Origin of the sequence: Pseudomonas brassicacearum subsp. brassicacearum, from assembly GCF_008801605.1 — a bacterium.
Lineage (GTDB): Bacteria > Pseudomonadota > Gammaproteobacteria > Pseudomonadales > Pseudomonadaceae > Aquipseudomonas > Aquipseudomonas brassicacearum.
This window is the reverse complement of sequence record NZ_VZPJ01000006.1, coordinates 58,961-84,725: the sequence shown is the minus strand read 5'-3', so window position 1 is coordinate 84,725 and position 25,765 is coordinate 58,961. Positions and strand designations below refer to the sequence as shown.

General features: G+C 62.3%; 17 protein-coding genes. 8 read left to right on the top strand and 9 right to left on the bottom strand.

The window, feature by feature from the left end; translation table 11 throughout:
* Positions 1-32: 32 nt before the first annotated feature.
* The 3 genes from F7R20_RS15570 to F7R20_RS15560 are packed head-to-tail and all read right to left on the bottom strand — an operon-like array spanning position 33 to position 3,068.
* A complete protein-coding gene (locus F7R20_RS15570) occupies positions 33-755 on the bottom strand; it encodes a cobalt-precorrin-6A reductase (protein ID WP_003197383.1) in 723 nt (240 codons plus the stop codon).
* An 11-nt stretch (positions 756-766) separates the two neighbouring features.
* Complete coding sequence (locus F7R20_RS15565) at positions 767-1,864, bottom strand: cobalt-precorrin-5B (C(1))-methyltransferase (protein WP_003197385.1); 1,098 nt, start codon at positions 1,862-1,864, stop codon at positions 767-769.
* The gene (locus F7R20_RS15560; protein WP_003197386.1) at positions 1,857-3,068 is read right to left on the bottom strand and encodes a bifunctional cobalt-precorrin-7 (C(5))-methyltransferase/cobalt-precorrin-6B (C(15))-methyltransferase; all 1,212 of its coding nucleotides are present in this window, start codon (positions 3,066-3,068) and stop codon (positions 1,857-1,859) included. Before F7R20_RS15560 ends, F7R20_RS15565 begins: the two co-directional genes overlap by 8 nt.
* 252 nt (positions 3,069-3,320) lie before the next feature.
* Between F7R20_RS15560 and cobG the strand changes: the two genes are divergently transcribed.
* From cobG to F7R20_RS15535, 5 genes are all read left to right on the top strand, one after another.
* The gene (cobG, locus tag F7R20_RS15555) at positions 3,321-4,670 is read left to right on the top strand and encodes a precorrin-3B synthase (protein WP_050516662.1); all 1,350 of its coding nucleotides are present in this window, start codon (positions 3,321-3,323) and stop codon (positions 4,668-4,670) included.
* The gene (locus F7R20_RS15550) at positions 4,663-5,289 is read left to right on the top strand and encodes a precorrin-8X methylmutase (RefSeq protein ID WP_003197389.1); all 627 of its coding nucleotides are present in this window, start codon (positions 4,663-4,665) and stop codon (positions 5,287-5,289) included. The genes cobG and F7R20_RS15550 overlap by 8 nt, the downstream gene beginning before the upstream one ends.
* Positions 5,289-6,020 (top strand): precorrin-2 C(20)-methyltransferase, encoded by a 732-nt coding sequence (locus F7R20_RS15545; protein ID WP_003197391.1) that lies wholly within the window; start codon positions 5,289-5,291, stop codon positions 6,018-6,020. The genes F7R20_RS15550 and F7R20_RS15545 overlap by 1 nt, the downstream gene beginning before the upstream one ends.
* On the top strand, positions 6,020-7,720 hold the full coding sequence (gene cobJ / locus F7R20_RS15540) for a precorrin-3B C(17)-methyltransferase (protein ID WP_003197393.1): 1,701 nt from the start codon (positions 6,020-6,022) through the stop codon (positions 7,718-7,720). Before F7R20_RS15545 ends, cobJ begins: the two co-directional genes overlap by 1 nt.
* Positions 7,721-8,197: 477 nt before the next feature.
* On the top strand, positions 8,198-15,280 hold the full coding sequence (locus F7R20_RS15535) for a TcdA/TcdB catalytic glycosyltransferase domain-containing protein (RefSeq protein WP_003197395.1): 7,083 nt from the start codon (positions 8,198-8,200) through the stop codon (positions 15,278-15,280).
* Here the strand turns inward: F7R20_RS15535 and F7R20_RS15530 are convergent.
* A complete protein-coding gene (locus tag F7R20_RS15530) occupies positions 15,265-15,861 on the bottom strand; it encodes a MarC family protein (protein WP_003186248.1) in 597 nt (198 codons plus the stop codon). The two genes, F7R20_RS15535 and F7R20_RS15530, sit on opposite strands and share 16 nt — an antisense overlap.
* 245 nt (positions 15,862-16,106) lie before the next feature.
* Between F7R20_RS15530 and F7R20_RS15525 the strand changes: the two genes are divergently transcribed.
* Genes F7R20_RS15525 through F7R20_RS15515 form a run of 3 tightly spaced genes read left to right on the top strand, consistent with a single transcriptional unit; the run spans position 16,107 to position 18,301 of the window.
* Positions 16,107-16,883, top strand: coding sequence for a hypothetical protein (locus F7R20_RS15525; protein ID WP_003197396.1), 777 nt, complete (start codon positions 16,107-16,109; stop codon positions 16,881-16,883).
* Positions 16,884-16,940: 57 nt separating this feature from the next.
* Positions 16,941-17,669 carry a hypothetical protein gene (locus tag F7R20_RS15520; protein ID WP_003197398.1) on the top strand — a complete coding sequence of 243 codons (729 nt, stop codon included), beginning with the start codon at positions 16,941-16,943 and terminating at the stop codon, positions 17,667-17,669.
* The gene (locus F7R20_RS15515; RefSeq protein WP_013692159.1) at positions 17,666-18,301 is read left to right on the top strand and encodes a hypothetical protein; all 636 of its coding nucleotides are present in this window, start codon (positions 17,666-17,668) and stop codon (positions 18,299-18,301) included. Before F7R20_RS15520 ends, F7R20_RS15515 begins: the two co-directional genes overlap by 4 nt.
* Positions 18,302-18,330: 29 nt before the next feature.
* Here F7R20_RS15515 and F7R20_RS15510 read toward each other — a convergent pair whose 3' ends face one another.
* The 5 genes from F7R20_RS15510 to dusB form a co-directional block, all read right to left on the bottom strand.
* Positions 18,331-21,105 (bottom strand): hybrid sensor histidine kinase/response regulator, encoded by a 2,775-nt coding sequence (locus tag F7R20_RS15510; RefSeq protein ID WP_003197403.1) that lies wholly within the window; start codon positions 21,103-21,105, stop codon positions 18,331-18,333.
* A 99-nt stretch (positions 21,106-21,204) separates the two neighbouring features.
* Positions 21,205-22,500 (bottom strand): phosphoribosylamine--glycine ligase, encoded by a 1,296-nt coding sequence (gene purD, locus F7R20_RS15505; RefSeq protein ID WP_003197406.1) that lies wholly within the window; start codon positions 22,498-22,500, stop codon positions 21,205-21,207.
* A 221-nt stretch (positions 22,501-22,721) separates the two neighbouring features.
* A complete protein-coding gene (gene purH / locus F7R20_RS15500) occupies positions 22,722-24,329 on the bottom strand; it encodes a bifunctional phosphoribosylaminoimidazolecarboxamide formyltransferase/IMP cyclohydrolase (RefSeq protein ID WP_003197408.1) in 1,608 nt (535 codons plus the stop codon).
* Positions 24,330-24,412: 83 nt separating this feature from the next.
* A complete protein-coding gene (fis, locus tag F7R20_RS15495; protein ID WP_003186237.1) occupies positions 24,413-24,733 on the bottom strand; it encodes a DNA-binding transcriptional regulator Fis in 321 nt (106 codons plus the stop codon).
* Positions 24,730-25,737 (bottom strand): tRNA dihydrouridine synthase DusB, encoded by a 1,008-nt coding sequence (dusB, locus tag F7R20_RS15490; RefSeq protein WP_003197413.1) that lies wholly within the window; start codon positions 25,735-25,737, stop codon positions 24,730-24,732. The genes fis and dusB overlap by 4 nt, the downstream gene beginning before the upstream one ends.
* Positions 25,738-25,765 lie beyond the last annotated feature (28 nt).

Genomic DNA, 25,765 nt, shown 5'->3' with positions numbered 1-25,765 from the left:
AGGACAGGCTTGTAGGACGGTGCAGTTTTCTGTCAGATCAACTGCCGCAGCCCCTGCAACACCTCATCCACCGTCCCAAACTCCCGATCCACCCCCGCCAACACCGGCCGCTTCAACACCAACACCGGCACCCCCCGCTCCCGCGCCGCCTCCAGTTTCGGCTCGGTGGCCGTGCTGCCGCTGTTCTTGCTCACCAGCACATCGATCTGTCGCCGTTCGAACAGCTCGCGCTCGCCCTCGATGTGAAACGGCCCACGAGCTCCAATGACTTCGCAGCGCTCATTACCGGGGTAAGCGTCCAGGGCACGCAAGGTCCAGAATTGCTCGGGCGGAATTTCATGCAGATGTTGCAGGGGTTCGCGACCTAGGGTGAAGAGGGGGCGGTGAAAGGGTTGCAGGGCCTGGATCAGTTCGGCCCAGTCGGCCACTTCGCGCCAGTCATCGCCGGCCTGGGGCTGCCATGCCGGGCGGCGCAGGGCCCAGCAGGGGATAGCGCAGGCGCGGGCTGCCTGGGCGGCGTTGTGGCTGATTTGTGCTGCGTAGGGGTGGGTGGCGTCCAGCAGCAGGTCGATGCCCTCGGCGCGGATGAATTGCGCCAACCCTTCGGCGCCGCCGTAGCCGCCGACGCGCACCTGGCAGGTCAGGTCGATGGGAATGCGACCGATGCCGGCCAGGCTGTAGATGTGCTGGGGCCCGAGGGTGCGGGCGATGGCCAGGGCTTCGGTGACGCCGCCGAGCAGCAGGATGCGTTTCATTTCAAGGCTCTTCATGACAAGGCTCCCGCGTGGCCGACAATCCCGCCTTGGCGGTCGATGGCGAAGACTTCGACCTGGACCTGGGCCGGCACCACGCTGCGGGCGAAGGCCAACGCGTGCTCGCACACCGCGTCGCCGAGGGCGATGCCGGCGGCGCTGGCCATTGCCAGGGCTTGCTGGCTGGTGTTGGCCGCGCGGATGCCTTGCTGCAACGCCTCATCGGCACCGATGGCAGCGGCCCACTCGGCCAGTTGTGGCAGGTCGATGCTCGAGTGACGGCTGTGCAGGTCCATGTGGCCGGCGGCGAGTTTGCTGATTTTGCCAAAGCCGCCGCAAAGGCTGAGCTTTTCCACGGGGACCTTGCGCACATGTTTGAGCACGGCGCCGACGAAGTCGCCCATTTCGATCAGGGCGATTTCCGGCAGGTTGTAGACCCGGCGCATGGTGTCTTCACTGGCGTTGCCGGTGCAGGCGGCGATGTGCAGGTAACCGTTGGTTTTTGCCACGTCGATACCCTGGTGGATCGAGGCAATGTAGGCCGCGCAGGAGAACGGCCGGACGATACCGCTGGTGCCGAGGATCGACAGGCCGCCAAGAATTCCCAGGCGTGGATTCATGGTTTTCAGCGCCAGGGCTTCGCCGCCCTCGACGTTGACCGTGACTTCGAAACCACCGGCGTAACCGCTTTCCTCGGCAAGCCGACCCAGGTGGTCGTTGATCATTTTGCGCGGCACCGGGTTGATCGCCGGTTCACCGACGTTCAGCACCAACCCCGGTCGCGTCACCGTGCCGACGCCGCGACCCGCGACGAAACGTACACCGGGCTCGGCGATCAAGCGCACCTGGGAAAACAACAGGGCACCGTGGGTTACGTCCGGGTCATCGCCCGCGTCCTTGATTGTCCCGGCTTCGGCGCCTTGTTCGGTCAGCCGGCAGAACTCCAGGCGCATCTGCACTTGCTTGCCCTTGGGCAGTACGATTTCCACGGCATCGGCTTCGGTGCCGCGCAGCAGTAATCGAGCGGCCGCCAGGCTGGTGGCCGTGGCGCAACTGCCGGTGGTCAGGCCGCTGCGCAGGGGGGCGGGTTGTTCGGCGGTTTCGTCACGCATCGAGAGGCTTGACCAGGTCGAGCAAGGTGATCGGCAAGGCCTGGCGCCAGGTGTCGAACTCGCCCAAGGGCTGGGCCTGGGCGATGTGGATGCGGGTCAGTTCACCGCCGTGACGTTCGCGCCAGTGCATCAGGGCCGTTTCGCTTTGCAGGGTCACGGCGTTGGCGACGAGCCGGCCGCCGGGCTTGAGTTGGGCCCAGCAGGCCTCGAGCACGCCTTCGCGGGTGACGCCGCCGCCGATGAACACCGCGTCCGGCCGCTCCAGGTTCTCCAGCGCCTGGGGGGCTTTGCCGCGAATCAGTTGCAGGCCGGGCACGCCGAGGGTGTCGCGGTTGCGCTCGATCAAGCCTTGGCGGCCTTCGTCGGCTTCGATGGCCAGGGCCCGGCAACTGGGGTGGGCGCGCATCCATTCGATGCCGATGGAGCCGCTGCCGGCGCCGACATCCCAGAGCAGTTCGCCGGGCATCGGGGCGAGGCGTGCGAGGGTGATGGCGCGCACGTCGCGTTTGGTCAACTGGCCGTCATGCTCGAAAGCGGTGTCCGGCAAACCGGCCAGGCGTGACAAGCGCGGTGTCGACGGTTCGGCCCGGCATTCGATGGCGATCAGGTTCAGGTCGGCGACGGTGTCATCGGACCATTGCGCGGCGCAACCGTCGATCCGACGTTCTGCCGCACCGCCCAAATGCTCCAGCACGGTCATGGTGCTCGGGCCGAATCCCCGCTCGCGCAATAACGTCGCCACGGCGGCGGGACTGTGGCGATCGTTGCTCAGCAGCAACAGCCTGACACCGGTGGATAGGTGGACATTGAGCGCCGCCAGGGGCCGGGCCACCAACGACAGCGTGACCACATCTTGCAACGGCCAGCCCATGCGTGCCGCCGCCAGCGAACAGGAGGAGGGCGCGGGGATGACCAGCATCTGATCACTCGGCACCTGTTTCGCCAGGCTGGCACCCACGCCGTAGAACATCGGATCGCCGCTGGCCAGCACGCACACCGGCTCACCCTGCCGAGCAAGCAGCGGTTCCAGGGAGAACGGGCTGGGCCACAGCTCCCGTTGGCCGCGGATGCACAGCGGCAGCAGATCCAACTGACGCTGCGCGCCAACGATCCGCGAGGCACCGAGCAGCGCGCGGCGAGCAACCTTGCCCAGGCCCTTGAAGCCCTCTTCGCCGATGCCCACTACGGTCAGCCAGGGTGTCATCTCTGTTCCTCGAATAGATCTGTTTGATCGGCGGGCCTGTTTCCCCGCGAACCGGGTCGCCATCATACCGTGCCCCGGCGGATCAGGCGCCTGGCGCAACATCATCTTCACAGCCAGACCGCTATCGCGAGCAAGCTCGCTCCCACAGTTTGGAATGGGGGCGTTCGGAAATTGTGTGTCCGCCGTCAGCAATCCGACCGGCAAGCTTTTCATGACCCCCGGCAAAGCAGGCATAATGGCGGTCCTTCGCCGATGTGGCGTTTCTTATTTGTCGGTTTTCCCTTGAACGAACGTCCATCCTCCAGCGTCGTACGCCCCTCCGGTTGCCCGGGGTTGCTGCGTGTCGTCCAGGCGCTGGACGGTGGGATCTGTCGGATCAAGCTCGATGGCGGTGCCATCCAGGCGGATCAGGCCGAAGTCGTGGCGTCGGTGGCCGAGCGGTTCGCCGGGGGCGTGATCGAGGCGACCAACCGGGCCAACCTGCAAATCCGTGGGATCGGTCCCGGGCACGACGCGCTGATCCAGCCATTGCTGGCCGCCGGGCTTGGCCCGCGCAAGCCGGCCGGCGATGACGTGCGCAACCTGATGCTCAGCCCCGCGGCCGGGATCGATCGGCAGATGTTGTTCGACACCCGGCCGTTGGCGGCGCAGATCCTCTTCACCCTGCAAACCCACGAACGCTTCCCTGAGTTGTCGGCCAAGTTCGCCGTGCAACTGGACGGTGGCGAAGCGTTGGCGATGCTCGAACATCACCACGACCTGTGGCTGTCGGCCCTGGTCCGTGATGGCGAGCCTTGGCTGGCCTTCGGCTTGGCCGGTTCCCCATTGGATAAACCGGCGGGCAGGGTGCCCCTGGCCCAGGGGCATGCCTTGGTGGTGGCGGTGCTGGAGCTGTTCCTCGACCTGGCGCGCCCGGACCAGATCCGCATGCGCCACTTGCTGGCTGAAATTCCCACCGATGAATTCATGAGCCGATTGGCCCGCCGCGTGCCGCTGCAAGCTTGCCTGGATTGGCAGCGGGACGGCTCCATCGACGGACTGCACATCGGCGTTCATCCCCAGCACGACGACCGCGTCTACGTCGGCGCGGCGGCGCCTCTTGGTCGACTCGACGCCCGCATGCTGCGGGGGGCGGCGCAATTGGCGCGGGAGAAGGGCGACGCAAGCCTTCGTTTCACCCCTTGGCAAAGCCTGCTGCTGCCCAACGTGCGCAGCGAGGACGCCGACGAAGTGCTGGCGCGGCTTGAGGGGTTGGGCCTGTTGTGCTCTGTCGATCAGCCCCTGGCACAACTCATTGCCTGCACCGGCTCCAGTGGCTGCGGTAAAGCCCTGGCCGACACCAAGGCCGACGCCCACCAACTGGCCGAGCTGCTGCAACGCCAGGGCCAGACCCTGAAAGTCCATCTGTCGGGCTGCCCGCGTTCCTGCGCGGCAGCCCATATCGCGCCCGCCACCCTGCTGGCGGTCGCCCCCGGTCGTTACGACCTGTATTTCCGCGATGCCACGCTGCCGGGTTTCGGCGCGTTGCAGGCACACAATCTGACTATTGAAGCGCTCGGCCACTGGCTCGACGCTCGCCCCCGGAGCCCCCTTGATGCTTGATTACATCCGCGACGGTCAGGAGATCTATCGCAACTCCTTCGCGATCATCCGCGCCGAAGCCAACCTGGCGCGCATTCCGGCCGACCTGGAAAAACTCGCGGTGCGGGTGATCCACGCCTGCGGCATGGTCGAGGCCATCGATGGCTTGCAGTTTTCCGAGGGCGCGGGCACGGCCGGGCGCCAGGCGCTGGCCGCCGGGGCGCCGATCCTGTGCGATGCGCGGATGGTCTCCGAAGGCGTGACCCGGGCTCGCCTGCCAGCCAACAATCCGGTGATTTGCACCTTGCGCGACGAAAGCGTGCCGGCGTTGGCCCTGGAGCTGGGCAACACCCGTTCGGCGGCGGCGCTGGAGCTGTGGCGCCCGCACCTGGAAGGCAGCGTCGTGGTCATCGGCAACGCGCCGACCGCGCTGTTCTACCTGCTGGAGATGCTCGATGCCGGCGCGCCGAAACCGGCACTGATCCTCGGTTTCCCGGTGGGCTTCGTCGGTGCTGCCGAGTCCAAGGCGATGCTGGCGGCCAACAGCCGCGGCGTGCCGTTCGTGATCATGCAAGGCCGCCTGGGCGGTAGCGCCATGGCCGCCGCCGCCGTCAACGCCCTCGCTACGGAGATTGAATGATGCAGCAGCCTGGACGTCTGATCGGCCTCGGCGTGGGCCCCGGTGACCCGGAACTGATTACGGTCAAGGCCCTGCGCCTGCTGCGCGAATCGCCGGTGGTGGCGTACTTCGTGGCCAAGGGCAAGAAGGGCAACGCCTTCGGCATCATCGAGGCCCATTTGCAGGATGCGCAAACCTTACTGCCGCTGGTCTACCCGGTCACCACCGAAGCGCTGCCGGCGCCGCTTTCCTATGAACAGGTGATCGCCGACTTCTACGACACCGCCGCCGGACAGTTGGCCGTGCACCTGGATGCCGGTCGTGATGTGGCGGTGATCTGCGAGGGCGATCCGTTTTTCTACGGCTCCTACATGTACCTGCACGATCGCCTGGCCGAGCGCTATGAGGCCGAGGTCATTCCCGGGGTGTGCTCGATGCTGGGCGGGGCCTCGGTGCTCGGTGCGCCGCTGGTCTATCGCAACCAGAGCCTGTCGGTGCTCTCCGGCGTCTTGCCCCACGACGATCTCAAGCGTCGCCTGGCCGACGCCGATGCGGCGGTGATCATGAAGCTGGGGCGCAATTTCCCCAAGGTTCGCCAAGTGCTGCAGGAATTGGGCATGGACGCACGGGCGCTGTACGTCGAGCGGGCGACCATGGCCAACCAGAAAATCGTGCCATTGGATGAAGTCGAGCCGATGTCTTCGCCGTACTTTTCGCTGATCATCGTCCCGGGCGAACGGTGGCAGGGTTGATGACTTCTACCGCGCCGGCCATCGTCATCCTCGGCCCGGGCAGCCTCGCCACGGCCCGGCGGATCCAGCAACGCTATCCCGATGCCTTGATCCACGGCCTGGCCGCAAGGGTCGAGGGCGTGGATCGCCAATACCTCGAGTTCGGCGCGACGTTGCGCGAGCTCTACCAACTGAACACACCGATCATCGCCCTGTGCGCGGCCGGCATCGTCATCCGCACCCTGGCGCCGCTGTTGCTGGAAAAAGGCGCCGAGCCGCCGGTACTGGCGGTGGCCGAGGATGGCAGCGCCGTGGTGCCGCTGCTGGGCGGTCTGGGCGGGGTCAACGTCATGGCCCGGGACATCGCGGTAACGCTGCAAGTGGCGCCGGCGATCACCACCAGCGGCGAATTGCGTTTCGGCACCTGCCTGCTCAATCCGCCAAGCGGCTACAGCCTCGGCGACCTGGAGCAGGGCAAGCGCTTCGTCTCCGACCTGTTGGCCGGTGAACCGGTGCGCATCGAAGGCGCGGCGCCGTGGCTGGATCAGGCGCAGTTGCCGCAAGACCCGCAGGCGCGGCGCACGATCCACGTCGGCCATGCGGAGCGTGACGCGAGCACTCACGAACTGTTGATTTATCCGCGCAGTGTCGCGGTGGTGGTGAGCGCCGAGGTGGCTGATCTGCCGGGTGCCATTCGTGCCGCTTTGCAGCAAGCGAAAGTAGCGCTTCAGAGCCTGGCGTGCCTGGTGGCGGCGGATACGCTGATGGCCAGTGTGGCCTTGCGTGAAGCGGCGCTGGAACTCGGGGTGGCGCTGCGCTTTGTGGTGATGACCGGCGATGCCGCCACCTTGGCGCGCAGTTCGGTGCCGGCGGTGAACATCCTTTCGGCGACTGACAACCTGGCCATCGCCGTTGCCGCGCAACCCTTGGAGGTGGCCCAAATCGGTCGCTCGCGCGGACGCCTGGCGGTGATCGGCCTGGGGCCGGGCGCGGCCGAACTGATGGTGCCGGCGGTGAAAGCCGAACTGGCGCGGGCCACCGATGTGCTCGGCTACGAAACCTATGTGCGCATGGCCGGCCCGTTTCGCGACGATCAAGTGCTGCACTGCACCGACAACCGCGAAGAAATGCAGCGTGCGCGACACGCCTTTGAATTGGCTGCGCAAGGCCGTTCGGTGATCGTGGTATCGTCCGGCGACCCGGGTGTATTCGCCATGGCGGCGGCGGTGCTTGAAGCGTTGCACGAGTCCAGCGATCCGGCCTGGCATCAGGTTGACCTGGAGATCCTGCCCGGTGTGTCCGCCTCCCTCGCCACCGCCGCCCAGGCCGGTGCGCCGTTGGGGCATGACTTCTGCGTGATGTCGCTGTCGGACAATCTCAAACCATGGTCGATCATCGAGAAGCGCCTGGATCTGGCGGCCGAAGCCGACCTGGCGTTGGCTTTCTACAACCCGATTTCCCGTGCGCGGCCGTGGCAATTGGGGCGTGCGCTGGAGATCGTCGGCCAGCACCGCACGCCGGAGACGCCGGTGGTGTTGGGGCGTGACATCGGTCGTCCGGGCCAGACCCTGCGTGTCACCACGTTGGGGCAACTCACGGCCGAGCAGGTGGATATGCGCACCATGGTCCTGATCGGCTCCTCCACGACCTGTGTGTTCCCGCGCGCATCGGGTGGAAACTGGGTGTATACGCCACGCTGGTATGGGCTCAAGCCGGCCTGAGTCGCAACACAGTTCCATTGTGGCGAGGGAGCTTGCTCCCGCTGGGCGTAGGAGCTGCCGAAGGCTGCGATCTTTTGATCTTTCGCTTGAGACTCAAGTGGCTGGGGAAAGATCGCAGCCTCGTTGCACTCGACAGCTCCTGCACAGCTCCTGCTCGCAGCCCAGCGAGAGCAATCTCTGGCCCCGTTTTCGTTTCTTTCGTCTTGTTTTTCGCCTGTTAAATGAAAGAGCAATTTGTTGTCTTGATCCTCCTTTGTAATGCATTGAAAGCCTTCCCGTTTGAACTGCCGGGTGCTAAGCGTTAGTTTGCGCGCCTGATAAGTTTCCGGTGTGCGCTTGTCAGTGCTTGGCATAGGCTTTAGTTGTCGCCAAGTTAAAAAATATCAATGGAATGAACGTTCGCCAGAGCACCTTCTGGCGACAATGCTTTTATATGCCTGTTCTTTTTCTAGCGGACAGGCCGGGAGTGTCTTTTTTATGCAGGAAGCAAACGTCCAGACGCGTGATGGTGCGCTCGGATTCATCAGCCTTTTCAAACTGGCCGACCTCGAAAGGGCATTGCTGCCCTACAAAAACAATGAACAATATGACGCGGTCATCCGTTATTACTTTGCCTGTATCGGTATGCCGGATTCCCACAGGCTGCTCGAGCCGCTGGGGCTCTTGAAACAGACGCTCGCCCAGGTCCTGGGCAGCCGCAGGGTGAAGCGCAGCCTGGAGGGGCGTACGTCCGGCCCTGGCGAGACAGCGATGGATCTGCCGCGAATCTATGACAAAGTCGAACGTCATGAAGCACGCCTTCAGTTCAGCACCGAACAGATGAAGCGAGTGCCAACGGAGGTGCCCAAGACGTTGCACTTTGTCTGGCTCGGCGGCGGGCTTGGCAACATTCAGCGCGACTATCTAAATGTGTGGAAAGAAGTGTTGGCCAGGCAGGGTTATAGCCTGAATCTCTGGTATGACAGCGATGCGCTACTGGCCTGGCAAACCAACAGGTTGATTGTCGAAGCCGCCAAGACCGATGTTTTTCTACAAGGGGTTGATGAGCGTATCTCCGAAGTTGAATTGGGCGGCTTATACAACGAGCGGACCATTGTTCTGAAACAACAGATGCATGCACATATCAGTGCGGCAGTGGTGGGCGGAGGGTCAGCCGACGAGGCCCGAATGGATTTATTGTCCCGCGCCTACGGCCAGGATGTGCAAGTACTGCGCAAACAGTTGGAAGACAATCGTCGCAGTGTCTTGGATATGGACGGTTTCAAGTTGCGTGACATCGCGACAGGGGACGTTTCGTTGCAGTTGCAGGATGTCTATGAGCGGGAGATGTGTTTGCGCGGCAATATGGCGGCGGCGTCTGATGTTGTGCGCGCCGAGGTCCTGTATGCCGAAGGCGGTAGCTATACCGATGTCGACCACCTTCCGCCGTTGTCGCAAACCCTCGGCGCTGTTGATATCAGCGGTTTTGACCGTAATGCCCGCCTTGGAGTCCTGCAACTGCTGCTGAACAACAACCCCGAATGGATGCCGGGTCGCCAAGCCTCTTCCAGCCATTACACACACATTGGCGCCGAGTATTTTCCAGCGCTGCAAGCCTTCGCGCAAAGCCGGCCAAGCCTGAGCGAGGTCTTCGCGCAACCGGCGGATCGGCTTGCGCGTCCCTTCGCGCTGCGGGCCTTGGCCATGCAGCAATCGTTATCCAATGCGTTTCTGATGGCCCATCCGGGCTGTGCGGTTCTCAACAGTGTGATCGAGCGTTTGCGCGCCAACTACGCGTTGATCGATGCTTCGACCCGGTTGGCCGCTCAGCGCGATATTGCGTTGAGTGATGTTGCTGGCATGTTGAGGCTGGTGGAGGAAGTGTTCGAAAAAACCAATGGACCGCTGACTGGACTGTCGATGGAAGACGTGCCGAGAGCGATAGCGCTGATTACGGCCATCGCGACCCACTTTGGCGATGGTATTCGGTTCGAAAGCGAGGGCACCATCTACCTGACGGGGCCCGGCGCCATGCGCGATGGCATGGTCGACTATGCGAAAGCGCACTTGGGCGCCGCCATTGCCGAGAGCCTGAGCAAAGAGGCGGCCATTGCGCCCAATGGGACGGTGAACGGTGCCACCGAAGAGGAGCAGGATCACTCCTGGAAAGAAAATGAGACCGATCACGAGAAATGGGTCAGCAACGAACAGACGAGTTGGCGTGAGGGGCTGTACTCCACGCGCTACAGCGGTGATATGGCGCAGTTGCTCAAGCACTCGACCATCGAGTTCCAACAGGGCTGGCCGCTGATCGAAGGGCGAGCGGTGCTGCTGACCGATGTGCTGGAGCAATTGGTCGAGGGGCTCGGCGAGCCGTTCATCGAGGCGATGAGCCAGGGGCATGACGGTGAAATCCGCTTCGAGAAACCACTGCCGCTGAGTTTCGATGATCGCCAGCGTATCCGGCATCAGGCTGCCGATGCGCTGGTTCCGGTATTCCTGAGCGATGCAAGGATGCAAAACCTGGGGATCGATGAAGTGCTGATCGATATCGCCAGTGGCGCCCGCCGTCTCATCGAAGCCAGCCCTTTGCAAAGGGTGTCGCTGGGCCTGCTGCTAGGCTTGGATGCGCTGGATAACCAGCGTTTCAACGCGGCCACCAGTGAGCTGGAGAACCTGGCCAACAGCGTTGCCGAGCAGGGCGTGTCCGGCCGTTATGCAGTCATCGAGCGGCAATTGTTCAAGCGCAAGGCGGCCGGATTCATGGACGGCCTGTCGAGCGATCCGGCGTATGCGCCGATGCCGTCCGACAGCACGCTGGACCTGAAGAAAGCGGCCTTGAAAGAGGCGCGAACGCTGTTCCAGTGGGGCCGCCATGTTGCACGGATCCAGAAAGCGGCGACCCTTGAACATCGTGTCCAGATCGTTGAACGCTCCGCGCAGGTGCTGGATGGCTTCGGTCACAACGGCGTCCAGATGGTCCCCCAGGATTTGCTGCTCGGCAGCGATGGCGAGACGATTGGTGGGCGTTGCTATCCGTTGGCGCTGGCGATGAGCGCGGCGCTGGCCCAGGGCGATGTAGCCTCCGGGCAGTTGCGCGAGCGTTTCTTCCTGACGGTGCTCGAACCCGGGCAAGCCGACTCCCAGGCCTTTCTGCAAACCCTGGAAGCCCTGCGAGACGTGTCGCTGGGTGACGTTGGCACGCGGCTTGGCCAGGCCGACCTGGATCAGGTCACGGCCGCACTCGAAAGACACGCCGCCCCCCGTACGCTGATGCTCAACTCGGACAACCATTCGATGCTGGTGGCCAAGACCGTCAGCGGGGAACGCGCCACCTATCATTTTTTCGACCCGAACTTTGGCCTGTGCAAATTCGACCATCCGGACGGGCTGCAACGTGCGCTGGAGCACTTTTTCCAGACCGAGGGCATGGCCCGCTATTACGCTGCCTATGGTTCTGAAGCGCGACCGCAATTCGATCTGATCGACCTGCACAGCGCCAAGATCTCGGCCTTGGAGCTTTCTGACGGATTCACGGTGGAGCACCTGCTCAAGCCCGATCCTTTGCCAGGAAAACCGGCACTTGCGATTCGCCAGCGCCTGAACCGTGCCTACGGAAGGTCCCTGGTCGACAATTCGCACCTGGGCAGTAGCTTGCTGGCGCTGGACAGCCATTGGTGGGGACAGCAGATCGCCCAGGCAACGGTCGATTTGCAGGCGCTGAATGACTCGCCGACGCCGCTGGTGCCCTTGTTCGATACGCTGGAGATCACGCCCGAAGGCCAATACCGAGTGAGCCTGATCGATCCCGCGCAACCGCAACAGCAGGTCTGGGTGCTCAGTGACGATCATCGCCTGTTACGCATCAAGAACTGGCTGTCGGAACAGTTTTCGACCCTGGCGCGCCAACCTGTGCAGAGCGGTGGTGTCGTGGATCCGACCGAGGCCGGCAGCGTCCATACCCTAAACGCTGGCTTCACCATCCAGGCCTTGATGAACGCCTTGCGCGGGCGCGAAGGGGATGACCGAACGTTGACCACCGCCGTGCGCCTGCATGCCTACGTCAACTATGCGCAGTTGGTGCACGGCAATGTCATGGACGTGACGGGGTTGGTGCAGTTGGCCCGCACCGCCCTGGCGGAAGAACGGCTCATTGCCCGCACGTGTGCGCCGGTCGTTGGCCAGGCGCTGGGGCATGCGGCTAACGAGGGCGTCGGCGCGGTGTTGGGGCTGGCCAATGTCGGCTTTGATATCTATCAACTGAAGACGGCGCAAACCGGCATCGAGAAAGCGCAGTTCGGTACCCAGCTGACATTCGACTCTGCCAGCCTGGCCTTGACGGCGGGCGGTGTTGGCGCGGGGTTGGCCGGGGCGTCGACCGCCGCGGCGGTGCTCGGCGGTGCGGGTGTGATTCTTGGTGGGGTGGCGGTCGGGGTGGCCGCCCTGGCCCAGGGATTCGCCAGCATCGCGCAGCAGGCGCGGGACGTCGGTCAGTTTTTCGATGAGCTGGAGCAGGCCTATCGTGGTGACGGCTACTGCTACGATCACACGCTGGCCGCGTGGGTGGCACGGCCTTCACTGATCGTCAGAAGCATTGACCTGGAGGAGGGGACGTTGCAGCTCGACAGTCCAAAGCTGTATCCCCTGCATGATCATTTCGGTGTGCCGGGCTTCGATCCCGATGAGGCGCGGGCGATCGACATCCGTCGAGAACTGGGGCTGCCTGGACGGATCGGATTCGTCCCGCCGGCAGGACAACCCATCGTGCTGCCCTGCACGCCGCAAACCACTTACGGCTATGAATACAAGGCGCTGCCCTTTGCCCGCTGGCGCCATGATCGCGGCTTCGACACGGCCCGGCGGCTGGAGAAAAGGCAAGCGGACGGGACCTGGCTGTTTTTGTTCTCGTTCTATTCGTTTCCGTCCGACTACATTCTCAATCGCCTGAGTCCGGTGTACGGCGAAACGGTCATCCGGGTGTACCTGGATGCAGTAGAGCGGACACTGGTGGTTCCCGTGATGCCGGAAGCCTGGCAAGGCAAGTTGTCCTATTGGCTCCGAGGGGCCGACTCGCGTTGTACCGTGACGCTCAATCCCGGGGTCGATATCAGCCTTGTCTCACCGAACCTCATGTATTGCCGCTGGGTGTTGCAGGCCTCCTGGGCCAATGACCGGGATATCCGGATCGAGCCTTCCGGCGAGCTGTACATCGGCACCGTTCATGTGAGCCGTGTCGGCCAGCAGGAGGTGCTGATTCGCACGGCCGACCAGCTGTTCAGAGTCCCCCAGGGTAAACGCCAGCTGGATATCCTCGAACAGACGGCGCCGGAAGGGCTCGATGAACAGGCGCTGCTTGACCACTACAAGGGCCTGGCGCGCGAGCATCGATTGGCGCTGCCGTATACGCCGGTCCATCACTATCTGATCCCGTTCGAGGATCCCCGGCAACCGCGCTACACCACGGCCTGGTATGACGCGGGCGAGGACCGCTTTCTCTACATTCGTGACGACCTGGCCGTGCTCGGTGAGCCGCAGCTGTCGGTCGTCATGGGTGAGTCCGCCTATTTCTACGATCCCGACGGGTTCCAGATCTGGCAGACGGATTGCGCCACGGGTTTGCTCAAGTGTCGCTACCTGTTACTGCTTCAAGAGGGGCAAAGCACGATTCGCAGCCTGGAAGCGGATGCGCAAGGGGTGATTCATGTCGTGCAGGAATACGTCCTCGACAACCAAACCGTCCGGCAATATCGCTACCTGATTCATGACAGCCAATTGCTGTTGAGTTCCGTCACCTACGACACGGCGCCGCAACTGCAGGCGCTGCTGTTGAGCAGCGATACCCTGGCCGGGTGGTCGTCCGTACTGGGCGACTTTCTGCGGCTGCCCCTCGGGCCTTCGCATAACGGGGCGACGACCGTCGATTGGCAGCCGGCTTCGTACGTTTCGATCTGCTGGACGATTGCGCCCGATTCCCGAGACCTGGCATGGGTACGCCGCAGCGATCGACGTCTGATCCTGGCGCCACCCGCCAGGCATCATTTCCGTGGCTGGGATGACTCGATCAAGAACCTGGACGGGCTGATGCTATTGCCCATGGCCGACGACAGCGAGGTGTTCTTCGTTTACCAGCGAGTCACCGCCAACCAGACGCTCTGCCGACTGCAACGCAACGTGAACGACGGCAAGGCGCAATGGACCCGGCAATGGGTGCAGCCGGAGGGGCTCAAGCAGATCCTGGCCGTCGACGGGGGGTATGTGGCGCTCGATGAAAACGGGCTGTTTTTCAACCTGGGCGCGCAAGAAACGTTGCAGTTTGCCGGCGTGAGCGAACAGTGGCTCAAGGGGCGTAGTCGGTGGTGGCAGGCGCTTGAGCCGTTGGCCAAGCGTTACCCGGGCAGGGATTTTGCCATTGCCGGTCTGCGCAATGTCGCTGGTGACGGCAACCTGTGTGCCTGGTACGTGAATAACCGCTTGCTGTTGTGCGATCCGGGACTCGACAAGGAAGTTCGCTTGCTCGGCATGACGCCCGATAATCAGTCGGTCTGGCTGTTCGATCGGTCGAGTGGTGAAGTATTGAGCCAGGCATTCTTCGACCCGCAGCGGCTTGACCAGGCTTTCGGCGCCGGCTCGCAATTGCTGGCGGGCGACAGCCTGCCGACGTATCAGCGGGAGTGGGCGAGCTGGCGCTTCGCCGATGTCACGCTCGAAGGCAGCGGCTTGCGCGGGATAAGCGTGGACGGCCTGTCGCTGGCGCTGCGTCATCAGGAAGCGGGGACCATCACTGGGGTCAATCACGACTGGGTGAGCGCCCAGGGCGAACACCTGATCGAAGCTCTCCAGCGGTTGCTGGAGCAAGCGCAGCATACCGAGTTCGTGTCGGTGGAATCCGAGCCTGGGAGCCTGCAATGGTATGACGTGCAAAGTGCCCGGCTGCTGCGGGTGACCGGCAAGAACCTGCCCAGGAACTTTACCCTGCTCGGCACTCAGGCTCAGGTCAACGTGCTGCTGCACAAGCATCAGGATGGGCGGGTGCTCATCTATCCCGACAAGCGCAGCATCGGGCCGTTCGATTATGTCCAGCGCAACGCCCAGGTGCTGGTCGTCGAAGGGGCGAAGGTCGGCCGCGATCTCCTGCCGCTGATCCCCGATGAGGTCAATACGTTGATTCTGCGCTTGGGCCAGGGCGCGGTGACGTGTCATTTGACGAAGAAGGAGTGGCTGAAACTGGACTCGGTCATTGTCGACTGTCGACATGCCCTGGATGAACCACCCGCCATGGCAAGCACATTGATCTGGGCATTCGATGAGCCTGGAAAACTCGTGTTCGAGATCGTCCAGGCGCATCTGGTCATTGTCGATCCGGACAGTGAACACTGCCTGATCCTGCGTGATGTGTGTTCCGCCGACCCGCTCTTGCGCGGTGAAATATGCCTGGGCTTCAACGCTGCGCATGCCCGCCCGGTGTCGACATTCGTGGCACGGCTACGGGACCTGGGTGGGGTTGGCAGTGCAACCCTGAAAGAGCTGCTGGCGCCGGCGCCGGTCGAAGGCCAGGTGGTCCCCCTTCAGGGCACCAGGTAGCCCTTCACCCCGGTAAAAATGATCTGCGCCGCCAAGGCGCAGACAAACAACCCCATCAGGCGGCTGACGATCTGCAAGCCCTGGTCGCCCAGGATCCGTTCGATACGGCTGGACAGGTAGAGCACGACGCCGACGGTGAAGCTCGCCAGGGCGATGCTGATGATGGCCATGAGTTTGTCGTCCCAGTGCGGCTGGCTCACGCCCATCACCAGCAGGGCACCGATGGTGCCGGGGCCGACGGTCAATGGAATGGTCAGCGGGACGATGGTCACGTCCTGCTGCACGTTGTCGGTCTGTACGGCCGACTTGCCCTGGGCCATGCCCAGTGCCGAAATGAACAGCACACTGCCGGCGCCGATACGGAAGGCGTCCACGGTGATGCCGAACACGCTGAAAATCACCCGCCCGAACAAATAGAGCAACACGCTGGAGACCAGCGTCGCGGTCGCGACTTTCCAGGCCAGGCGGCGTTGTTCCTTGCGCGAATAGCCGCGAGTCAGCCCGATAAAACACGACAGCACGAAGAAGGGGCTATAGAGCACCAGCATCTTGAGGTACACGCTGAATAGCACGTGGAGCATGGTTCAGACTCATTGCGAAAGACATCGCCGGAGTCTATCAGCCTCTGAATCGACTGTCGGCATTTGATTGGTTGAAGTGGAAAGGGTGGTGTTTTATTCGAGCGTTTTTTTGACTTTATTTGATGGCTGTTAATGGGCGGTTTTATTTTGAAGTTACAAGTAGAGAGTTGTTGGGTCTGGTTCGGTTGATTAATGTGGGGCTGCAAGTCATGGAGTGGCTTGCTTAATAATTTAAGGAGTAAGTGATGAGTTTTGAAATGTGTGATAGCGCTGTAGCCGCCTGTGTGGCGCGGTTGGAAAGTTATGATATTTACCCTGATGTCAGTCCTCGTTCGTTGTATGTGGGCGATGTTGAGCCACCGGCGAAGGGATCGGTTGTCGGTGAAGGCATCCTGGCGTTCGCCGGTGGTCTTTCTCCCCAGCATCAAGAGGATGCGCAGCATGCTTTTCTCTTTGCTTCCCTGGTCGCCAACAGGCAATACCCTCTCGAATCCCAAGGACGAGAGTGGTACTACAAGTTTGTTGAAGTCATGACGAACGCCGGTTGGGTCGCTACGCAGCGCTTCTATGATGACCTGAGCGTCGGCGGTAACACCGTGCGGATGGACAAGCTGGTGTTGGACATCCTCGCCTCCGTAGTGTCGGGTATTGCCCTCGGAAGCGCGACTTCGGCGTTGCTGTTGAGGGTCGTCGACAGTGCAATCACTGCCTTGCAGAAGAAGGAAGAGACCCTGACCCTTTTTGAGCGAAACCTGCTGGAGCATGGGGTAGGCGGAATGGCAGCGGGTACCTGTGTCGAAATTGACGGTGAAGTCAGCATGATGCTTGGCACCGTGCGCTTTATCCGGCGCAACAGCGCAACCCAGGTCTTGTTTGCGGATTGGAATAGCCGCGAAGTGAAGTTATATAAAGGCGAGTCGGTTTTTCGAAAAGTTCCAAGTGTTGTCGAGCGAACTCGAGATATCATTATTGGGCGGCTGGGTAATCATGCCGTAAGCAAGATCGAAGAGTACGAAATCTAAGTTCTGTTTCAATGAGGCAATCGACTATCGGTTGCCTTTTTTTAGAAGGAGTCAGGTATGGATAAGGAATATTCGGTTTTTGTTAACGCTGCGGCGATTGTTTTAGCGCCCTGCACACTACGGCGCACGGAAGTTGACGACCTGATGAATTCGGTCTTGCTCGCACAACTGGTTGCTGATAAGAGTCTGCTGCGTGCACCAGCGGTTGATTGGTACGCCACTTATTTGGAGGTCTTGAGTGTCGCCTGGATATCAGCTGCCAAAAGGCGAAAGGATCTGCAGCCGCAAAAAGAAGATACCCATTCGCCATTGGAGTGGGTGGCGGCCATCCCCTTGGATGATCAGGTGGATCAGCAACAGCGGATCATGGCGGTGATGGAGCGTATCGCAGCGTTACCCGGCTCGCTGCCTGCGATGGGGATTGTGCGCAAGCATGTGCAAAAACAATACGAGCCTGACGCGGCACAGAGCCCGTCATCTTCCAGCCCCGTGCGCTTGCTGGTGATCGTGGCGCAAAGCCCTGTTTCGATGGCTGGTGTCTATTTGCAATTCAACACAGCGAAAGTGATCGAGGCCAATCCTTGGAGGCAGTGCTTTGATGGCAAAGACATCGACGGTTGTGTGACGGCACGTTATTTCCGCACGCAACTGAGCGAAACATTGTTCGCGCCTGCCCGTGAGGTTATCGCCCGTAAGGTCGCGGCTGCCGTGGGTGACAACATTGTCGATATCACCAAGGCTATCGATGATTCAGGTGTTCTTCCTGCCGAAGAGGTCTGCAGATGAGGGGGCCGATTCCATCTGCCGCAGTCGTTGGCGGCAGTGTCGTTTCGTTCGCCGCCGGTCTACCTGCGTCCCATCGGGAAGATGTGTACTTGAGCACGATGTATGCGCAACGGGCCACCTGGTCAGCCTATCGCGACGGGTTGTCCGGTCACTGGTTCGACTATTTCTGCAGCCAGCTCAGATTCCTGGGCTGGGACGTACCGCGCCCGCAGACGCTGTCGACCATTGAAGGTCCGATGGGGGTGGGAGCGACACAACATATCGAGGCTCGTCTTGGCGAAGCTTTTCACGCCCCGGCCAGTGGTGCGTTGGTGGCATTGGAGAGCAATCCCAAAGCGCTAGAGCTGTTCGAATCAACCAGCCTGTCGCGCGACACAGGCATTTTCCAGATGATGCCCTGTGTGCCGAACGGCACCCATCGAATTGAAATGGGCGTTTATCACTGCCAGTTCCAGCTGCGTCGACAGGCGTCTCGATTCTTGTTCATCGAGCGAGGCGACTGGGTGCGCAACAGCGTCGAGCAAATGACCGTCATCAACTTCAATACGCTGTACTACGCCACCTTCAGGGAAAAGGTAAAACGTTCAGTGCTGTCCCAAGCGTCCACCTACCTCAGTGCCCTGGAACTCTGAAGCGTGTTTGCTCGCAGGCTTGGATCGGTTCAATAAGTCGATGCAGTCGGTTTTTGCTGATCGCGCTGGGCCACCCAGTGTTCGATCAGCTCACGCAGCTGCGACAGCTCCACCGGCTTGGCCATGTGACCGTCCATCCCGGCCTGGCGGGCGCGTTCCTTGTGCTCGGCCAGGATGTGCGCGGTGAGCGCCACCACGGGGGTGCGGGTGCGCTGGTTACCCATTTCCCAGGCACGCAATTGCTGGGTGGCGGAAAACCCATCGAGGATCGGCATTTCGCAGTCCATCAGGACCAGGTCGTAACGCTGCTCCTTCATGGCCTTGAGGGCTTCTTCGCCGTTGCTGGCGGTGTCGGGTTGCAGGTTGAGCTTGCCGAGCATGCCGCGGATGACCTTGGTGGAGATGCTGTTGTCCTCGGCCACCAGGATGCGGAAATCGCTCGGCACCTTCACCGGAATGGGAGGGCCGGCGTTTACCTGCACATTCGTTGCCTGGCCCCGGTTGCGCTGGTTCAGCTCGTCCGCCAGGGTGGTCTTGAGGGTATAACCGGCCACCGGTTTGGCGAGGATGCGCTTGACCCCGCTGTTGCGCGCCACGATCTTGCTCGGCGCGTTGCTGATACCGGTGAGCATGATCAACAGGATGTCGTGGTTCAGGCTCGGGTCTTCCTTGATCTTGGCCGCCAGTTGCATGCCGGTCATGCCCGGCATGTTCTGGTCCAGCAACACCACGTCGAAATAATCGCGCAGGTGCGCCTTGGTGCGCAGCAGCGCCAGGGCTTCCTTGCCCGATGGCACCGCACTGACGTTCAGGCCCCAGGCGCTGCACTGTTGCACCAGTACTTTGCGGCAGGTGTCGTTGTCGTCGACGATCAATACCCGCGCCCCTTGCAGCGGGCCATCGAGGTCGGAAGTTGGATGTTCGAGGCGATCCGGGTCCAGCGGCAAGGTCAGCCACAAGGTACTACCCTGGTTGCTACCGCTTTTGATACCGAATTCTCCGTGCATCAGGATGATCAACTGACGGGCGATGACCAGGCCCAGGTTGCCCCCCAGGCGCGTGGCCGACAGGAAATTCTTGCTGTGCAGTTCGGCGTGCATCAGCGTGTCGCGCTCTTCGGCGTCCATCGGCGTCCCGCTGTCCTGCACGGCGATGCGCAGGCGCGGCTGATTGCTGCGCTCGTCGAGGGCGACGACGATCAGCACTTCGCCCTCGTCGGTTTTCTTCAGGGCGTTTTCCAGCAGGCTCAGCAGCGCCTGGCGCAGCCGCGTAGGGTCACCGCTGATCACGCGCGGCACCTGGGGCTGGATGAAGCTGATCAGCTCGACATTCTGCTGTTCGGCCTTGGCACGGAAGATACTCAGGCAATCCTCGATCAGGGCATTGAGGTCGAACTGCACGTCGTCCAGTTCGATCTGCCCGGATTCGAGCCGGGAGATGTCGAGGATCTCGTTGATCAGGGTCAGCAGCTCATTGCCGGCGCTGTGGATCGTCTGCACGTAGTCGCGTTGCTTGACCGACAGCGGCGTACCCAGCAGCAGCTCGGTCATGCCCAGCACGCCGTTCATCGGGGTGCGGATCTCGTGGCTGATCTTGGCCAGGAACTCGGCCTTGGCATTGATCTCGGCATTGCTCGCCGCCAGGTCGCGGCTGATGCTGAACCGGCTTTCGTTGATCGAGCGCTGGCGCTCGCCCAGGGCGACACTCATCAACAGGCCGCTGATGCAGATGAAGATCAGCAGGGTGATGATCAGGCCTTGGGGAGGAACCTCCGTGAGCCCTTGCAGTGCCGGAAGGATGATCAACGTGCCCAGGTTGAAGACCACCATGGCCGCGACGAACAGCCGGGCCGGGCGGTAGCCCTTTTGCCAGTGCCAGGCGCTGACGAGCAGCATGCTCAGGCCGGCCAGGGCCACGAGGGCGTAGGTCATGATATTGAGCGGCAGCGTGTTGACGAACAACAGCAACAGGCTGCACAGCATGACGAGCACGATGTCCCCCAGCAGCAGCCGATTCAACGGGTGCGGCCCCAGGGGCGCAAAGAAACGGTAGGCGAACATCAGGCCGCAGGGCGCCGTCAGCAGCAAGGCCAGGTAGGCCCCGGGCGTCTGGACGGCTGGCCAGTCGGGCAGCCAGGGCCCGGCCAGGTTCAGCAACAGCGCCAGGCTGAGCATCAGCAACCCTTCACAGGCTGCCAGCCACAGGCAACTGCGTGAACGGGTGTAGGCATAGCGGGTGAGGTTGTGCAGGACCAGCATGGCGATGCAGCCGAACAGCAACCCGTAGATCAGCGTCTGGTTCTGATCGGCCGCAGCCACGACTGCCGATTGCAAGGTGATGTAGGGGCGCAGTTCATGGCGCGAGGACAGTCGCAGGTAGACGTCCAGCGATTTGTCGCTGCGTGGAAGGGGCAGCATGAAATCGCTGCTGGGTACCACCGGTTCGGTATGCGGCGTGGCATTGCCGCTGATTTGTTGGTCAACCAGGGCATCGCCGTCCAGCACATAGAGGTTCAGGCGTGACAGGTCGGGGGCGAAGATGCGCAGGATCTGTTCATGCCGGTCGGGGGCCAGGCGGAAACGCAACCACAATGCCCCGCCGGGCTCGGCGGCCTTGAGGCGGTCCAGGTCGATGGGGCTGAATTGATTGGTGTAGCGGGCAGAACGGATGTCGCTCAGCGTGAGGTCGCCCTGTTCGTCGAGCAATACCGCCCAGCCACTGCCTGGCGCGGCCTGGGCCGGGAGCATGCAGAGCATCGTCAGCAGGGTGACGGTAAGGCCTATGGCAATCCTGAGCCAGCGCACGGCGAAATCCCTTCGTAGGTTGATGCCAGATTATAACTATGCGCGGCGCCGGAACAGTCAGGCAAGGGCCGTAGACCCTTGCCTGGCTGAATGGCTGGGTTATTCCAGATTTTCGCCACGCTCGCGGGCAATGGCGCGGTAGCCAATGTCCTTGCGGTAGAAGCAACCTTCCCAGTCGATCTCGGCGGCAAGCTTGTAGGCCTGCTGCTGAGCTTCGTCGACACTGGCGCCCATGGCGGTGGCGCACAGCACACGACCACCGGCGGTGACCACTTGCCCATCCTTCAACGCCGTGCCTGCATGGAAGACCTTGCCTTCCAGGCGGGCTGCGGCGTCCAGGCCCTGGATCGCGCTACCTTTGGCGTAGTCGCCTGGGTAACCGCCAGCCGCCAATACGACACCGACGCTTGGGCGCGGATCCCACTGGGCTTCGACCTTGTCCAGTGCCTGGGCCAGTGCGGCCTCGACCAGCAGGACCAGGCTCGATTGCAGGCGCAGCATTACCGGCTGAGTCTCAGGATCGCCGAAACGGCAGTTGAATTCGATGACTTTTGGGTTACCAGCCTTGTCGATCATCAGGCCGGCATAGAGGAAACCGGTGTAGACGTTGCCTTCTTCGGCCATGCCACGCACGGTCGGCCAGATCACCAGGTCCATGACGCGCTGGTGCACTTGGGCAGTCACCACCGGGGCCGGGGAGTAGGCGCCCATGCCGCCGGTGTTCGGGCCGCTGTCGCCGTCGCCGACACGCTTGTGGTCCTGGCTGGTGGCCATTGGCAGGACGTTCTTGCCATCGACCATGACGATGAAGCTGGCTTCCTCGCCGTCGAGGAACTCTTCGATCACCACGCGGGAACCGGCGTCACCGAAGGCATTGCCGGCGAGCATGTCGCGCACGGCGTCTTCGGCTTCGGCCAGGGTCATGGCAACGATCACGCCTTTACCGGCCGCGAGGCCGTCGGCCTTGATCACGATCGGTGCGCCTTTCTCGCGCAGGTACGCCAGGGCCGGTTCGATTTCGGTGAAGTTCTGGTAGTCGGCGGTCGGGATCTTGTGACGCGCCAGGAAATCCTTGGTGAACGCTTTCGAGCCTTCCAGCTGCGCGGCACCGGCAGTCGGGCCGAAGCAGTCCAGGCCACGGGCGCGGAACAGATCGACCACGCCGGCGACCAGCGGCACTTCCGGGCCGACGATGGTCAGCGAGACGTTCTTCTCGGCGAAGTCGGCCAGTTGCTCCAGGGCCAGCACGTCGATGGCGACGTTTTCGCATTTGGCTTCGATGGCGGTGCCGGCATTGCCCGGTGCCACGAAAACCTTCTGCACACGTGGATCCTGGGCTACTTTCCAGGCCAGGGCGTGTTCGCGGCCACCGCTGCCAATGATCAAAACATTCATTTCAAAAACCTCGGATGACGCTGATTCTGGATGCAGCGCTAAAGCTGCCTTTCTGTGGGAGCGAGCTTGTGTGGGAGCTGGGCTTGTGTGGGAGCAAGGCTTGCCCGCGATAGCATCACCTCGGTTTGCCTGATGGACCGAGTTGCCTGCATCGCGGGCAAGCCTTGCTCCCACAGAGCCTTGCTCCCACACCAACCCAGCTCCCACAGTGGGTCGGTGTATCAGTGACGGAAGTGACGCATGCCCGTAAAGACCATTGCGATGCCGGCCTCATCGGCAGCCGCAATCACTTCATTGTCACGCATCGAACCACCCGGCTGGATCACGGCGGTGATGCCGACCTTCGCTGCGTTGTCGATGCCGTCGCGGAACGGGAAGAACGCATCGGAGGCCATGACCGCGCCTTGTACCTGCAAACCGGCGTGTTCAGCCTTGATGGCGGCGATGCGGGCCGAGTTCACACGGCTCATCTGGCCGGCGCCGACACCGATGGTCTGACGGTTCTTGGCGTAGACGATGGCGTTGGATTTTACGTACTTGGCGACTTTCCAGGCGAAGATCAGGTCGTTGATTTCCTGCTCGCTCGGGGCGCGCTTGGTCACCACTTTCAGGTCTTCGCTGCCGATCATGCCAATGTCGCGGCTCTGGACCAGCAGGCCACCGTTGACACGCTTGTAGTCCCAGGCCGGCGCACGGTCGGCCGACCATTGGCCGCAGGCCAGCAGGCGGACGTTGGCCTTGGCGGCAACGATGGCGCGGGCTTCTTCGGTGACCGAAGGGGCGATGATCACTTCGACGAACTGGCGCTCGACGATGGCCTTGGCGGTCTCGGCGTCCAGTTCACGGTTGAAGGCGATGATGCCGCCGAAAGCCGATTCGGTATCGGTGGCGTAGGCCAGTTCGTAGGCCTGGCGGATACCGCCCTCGGCGTCCGGGCTCACGGCCACGCCACACGGGTTGGCGTGCTTGACGATCACGCAGGCGGGCTTGACGAAGCTCTTCACGCATTCCAGCGCGGCGTCGGTGTCGGCCACGTTGTTGAACGACAGTTCCTTGCCTTGCAGCTGGGTGGCGGTGGCAATGCCGACTTCGGCGGGCTTGGCTTCCACGTAGAACGCCGCGCTCTGGTGCGGGTTCTCGCCGTAGCGCATTTCCTGGGCCTTGACGAACTGGGTGTTGAAGGTGCGCGGGAATTCGCTGCGGCCTTCGGTCGACAGGGTTTCAGCGGCCTGGTTCACGGTGCCCATGTAGTTGGCGATCATGCCGTCGTAGGCGGCGGTGTGTTCGAAGGCCTTGAGCATCAGGTCGAAACGCTGGGCGTAGGTCAGGCCACCGGCCTTGAGGTTTTCCAATACGCTGGCGTAGTCGCTGGCGTTGACCACGATGGTCACGTCCTTGTGGTTCTTGGCCGCCGAGCGGACCATGGTCGGGCCGCCGATGTCGATGTTCTCGATGGCGGTCGGCAGGTCGCAGCCGGGCTTGTTGATGGTGGCTTCGAACGGGTAGAGGTTGACCGCTACCAGGTCGATCGGCTTGATGCCGTGTTCGTTCATGATGGCGTCGTCGATGCCGCGACGGCCCAGGATCCCGCCGTGGATTTTCGGGTGCAGGGTCTTGACCCGACCGTCCATCATTTCTGCAAAACCGGTGTAGTCCGCGACTTCCACTGCGGCGACGCCGTTGTCCTGCAGCAGCTTGAAGGTCCCGCCGGTGGAGAGAATCTCGACACCCAGCTGTTGCAGCTCGCGGGCGAATTCGAGGATCCCGGTCTTGTCGGAGACGCTGATCAAGGCGCGGCGGATCGGCAGGCGGGTGGTCTGGTCGGTCATTTCAATTTCCATCAAAAGCAAGGGAAGTCAGCAAAAAAGGCGACCGTTTTTTACGCGGGCGCCTTTCTGGTTTGATTGAATGCTTACAGCAGATCGTACTGCTTGAGTTTCTTGCGCAGGGTGCCGCGGTTCAGGCCCAGCAGCTCACTGGCTTTGGTCTGGTTGCCCTTGACGTAGTTCATCACGCTTTCGAGCAGAGGCGCCTCGACTTCGGAAAGCACCAGGTTGTACACATCCGTGACGGCAGCGCCCTCAAGGTGGGCGAAATAATTGTGCAGCGCCTTCTCGACACTCCCGCGAAGGGTCTGGCCTTCTTCGCTGGGCGTATTGAGGTGCTGTTTCAAATTCACGTTGTCGCTCACGGGTGTTGTTCCACTCACTAAAGTCTCGGTCATCATCGTCATGCGGCCACCCCTTCGTCCCCTGTCAGGCTCTTGTAACGCTCAGCGAAGAACGCCTGAACGTCGGCGCATTGTGCTTGCGTACCATCCAAACGATTGAAACGGGCGCGAAACTCCCTGGCGCCCGGCAGGGTTGCGAGATACCAGCCCACATGCTTGCGAGCAATGCGTACACCCATGACTTCTCCGTAGAAGGCATGTAGCGCGGCCAGATGCTCTAGCAGAATACGTTCCACCTCGGACAACTGCGGCGGCGCGAGCTTTTCGCCCGTGCGCAGGAAGTGTTCGATCTCACGAAAAATCCATGGCCGCCCCTGTGCGGCCCGGCCAATCAACAGGCCATCGGCCCCGGTCGCGTCCAGCACGTACCGGGCCTTCTCGGGCGAATCGACGTCGCCATTGGCAAACACCGGAATCGACACCGCCTGCTTGATCGCGGCGATGGTGTCGTACTCGGCTTCGCCGGTGTACAGGTCGGCACGGGTGCGGCCATGGACCGCCAGCGCCGTGATGCCCGCCTGTTCGGCGATCTTCGCCACCACCAGGCCATTCTTGTTCTCCCGGTCCCAGCCGGTGCGTATCTTCAGGGTCACCGGCACATCCACTGCGGCGACGACCGCCTGCAGGATCTCGGTGACCAGCGCTTCATCTTTCAACAGCGCCGAGCCTGCGGCCTTGTTGCAGACCTTCTTCGCCGGGCAGCCCATGTTGATGTCGATGATCTGCGCCCCCAGCTCGACATTCGCCCGGGCCGCCTCCGCCAGCATCTGTGCGTCGCCACCGGCGATCTGTACCGAGCGGGGCTCGGGATCACCTTCGTGGATCATGCGCAGACGCGATTTGCGGGTGTTCCACAAACTCATGTCGCTGGTGACCATTTCCGAAACCACCAATCCTGCACCCAGTCGCTTGCACAACTGACGAAAGGGCTGGTCGGTGACCCCCGCCATAGGGGCGAGAATCAGGCCGTTCTGCAATGTATATGGGCCGATGCGTACCGCCGACATAGGACTTCCCTGAAGTGGGGCCGGATCA

Bases quoted from the DNA above. Each gene is read 5' to 3' on its own strand.
- F7R20_RS15530 (WP_003186248.1), bottom strand. From the start codon at position 15,861: ATGCTCCACGTGCTATTCAGCGTGTACCTCAAGATGCTGGTGCTCTAT.
- F7R20_RS15515 (WP_013692159.1), top strand. From the start codon at position 17,666: ATGAGGGGGCCGATTCCATCTGCCGCAGTCGTTGGCGGCAGTGTCGTT.
- purH (WP_003197408.1), bottom strand. From the start codon at position 24,329: ATGACCGACCAGACCACCCGCCTGCCGATCCGCCGCGCCTTGATCAGC.
- F7R20_RS15525 (WP_003197396.1), top strand. From the start codon at position 16,107: ATGAGTTTTGAAATGTGTGATAGCGCTGTAGCCGCCTGTGTGGCGCGG.
- purD (WP_003197406.1), bottom strand. From the start codon at position 22,500: ATGAATGTTTTGATCATTGGCAGCGGTGGCCGCGAACACGCCCTGGCC.
- F7R20_RS15545 (WP_003197391.1), top strand. From the start codon at position 5,289: ATGCAGCAGCCTGGACGTCTGATCGGCCTCGGCGTGGGCCCCGGTGAC.
- F7R20_RS15520 (WP_003197398.1), top strand. From the start codon at position 16,941: ATGGATAAGGAATATTCGGTTTTTGTTAACGCTGCGGCGATTGTTTTA.
- F7R20_RS15565 (WP_003197385.1), bottom strand. From the start codon at position 1,864: ATGCGTGACGAAACCGCCGAACAACCCGCCCCCCTGCGCAGCGGCCTG.
- cobJ (WP_003197393.1), top strand. From the start codon at position 6,020: ATGACTTCTACCGCGCCGGCCATCGTCATCCTCGGCCCGGGCAGCCTC.
- fis (WP_003186237.1), bottom strand. From the start codon at position 24,733: ATGACGATGATGACCGAGACTTTAGTGAGTGGAACAACACCCGTGAGC.
- F7R20_RS15550 (WP_003197389.1), top strand. From the start codon at position 4,663: ATGCTTGATTACATCCGCGACGGTCAGGAGATCTATCGCAACTCCTTC.
- F7R20_RS15535 (WP_003197395.1), top strand. From the start codon at position 8,198: ATGCAGGAAGCAAACGTCCAGACGCGTGATGGTGCGCTCGGATTCATC.
- dusB (WP_003197413.1), bottom strand. From the start codon at position 25,737: ATGTCGGCGGTACGCATCGGCCCATATACATTGCAGAACGGCCTGATT.
- F7R20_RS15570 (WP_003197383.1), bottom strand. From the start codon at position 755: ATGAAACGCATCCTGCTGCTCGGCGGCGTCACCGAAGCCCTGGCCATC.
- F7R20_RS15560 (WP_003197386.1), bottom strand. From the start codon at position 3,068: ATGACACCCTGGCTGACCGTAGTGGGCATCGGCGAAGAGGGCTTCAAG.
- cobG (WP_050516662.1), top strand. From the start codon at position 3,321: ATGTGGCGTTTCTTATTTGTCGGTTTTCCCTTGAACGAACGTCCATCC.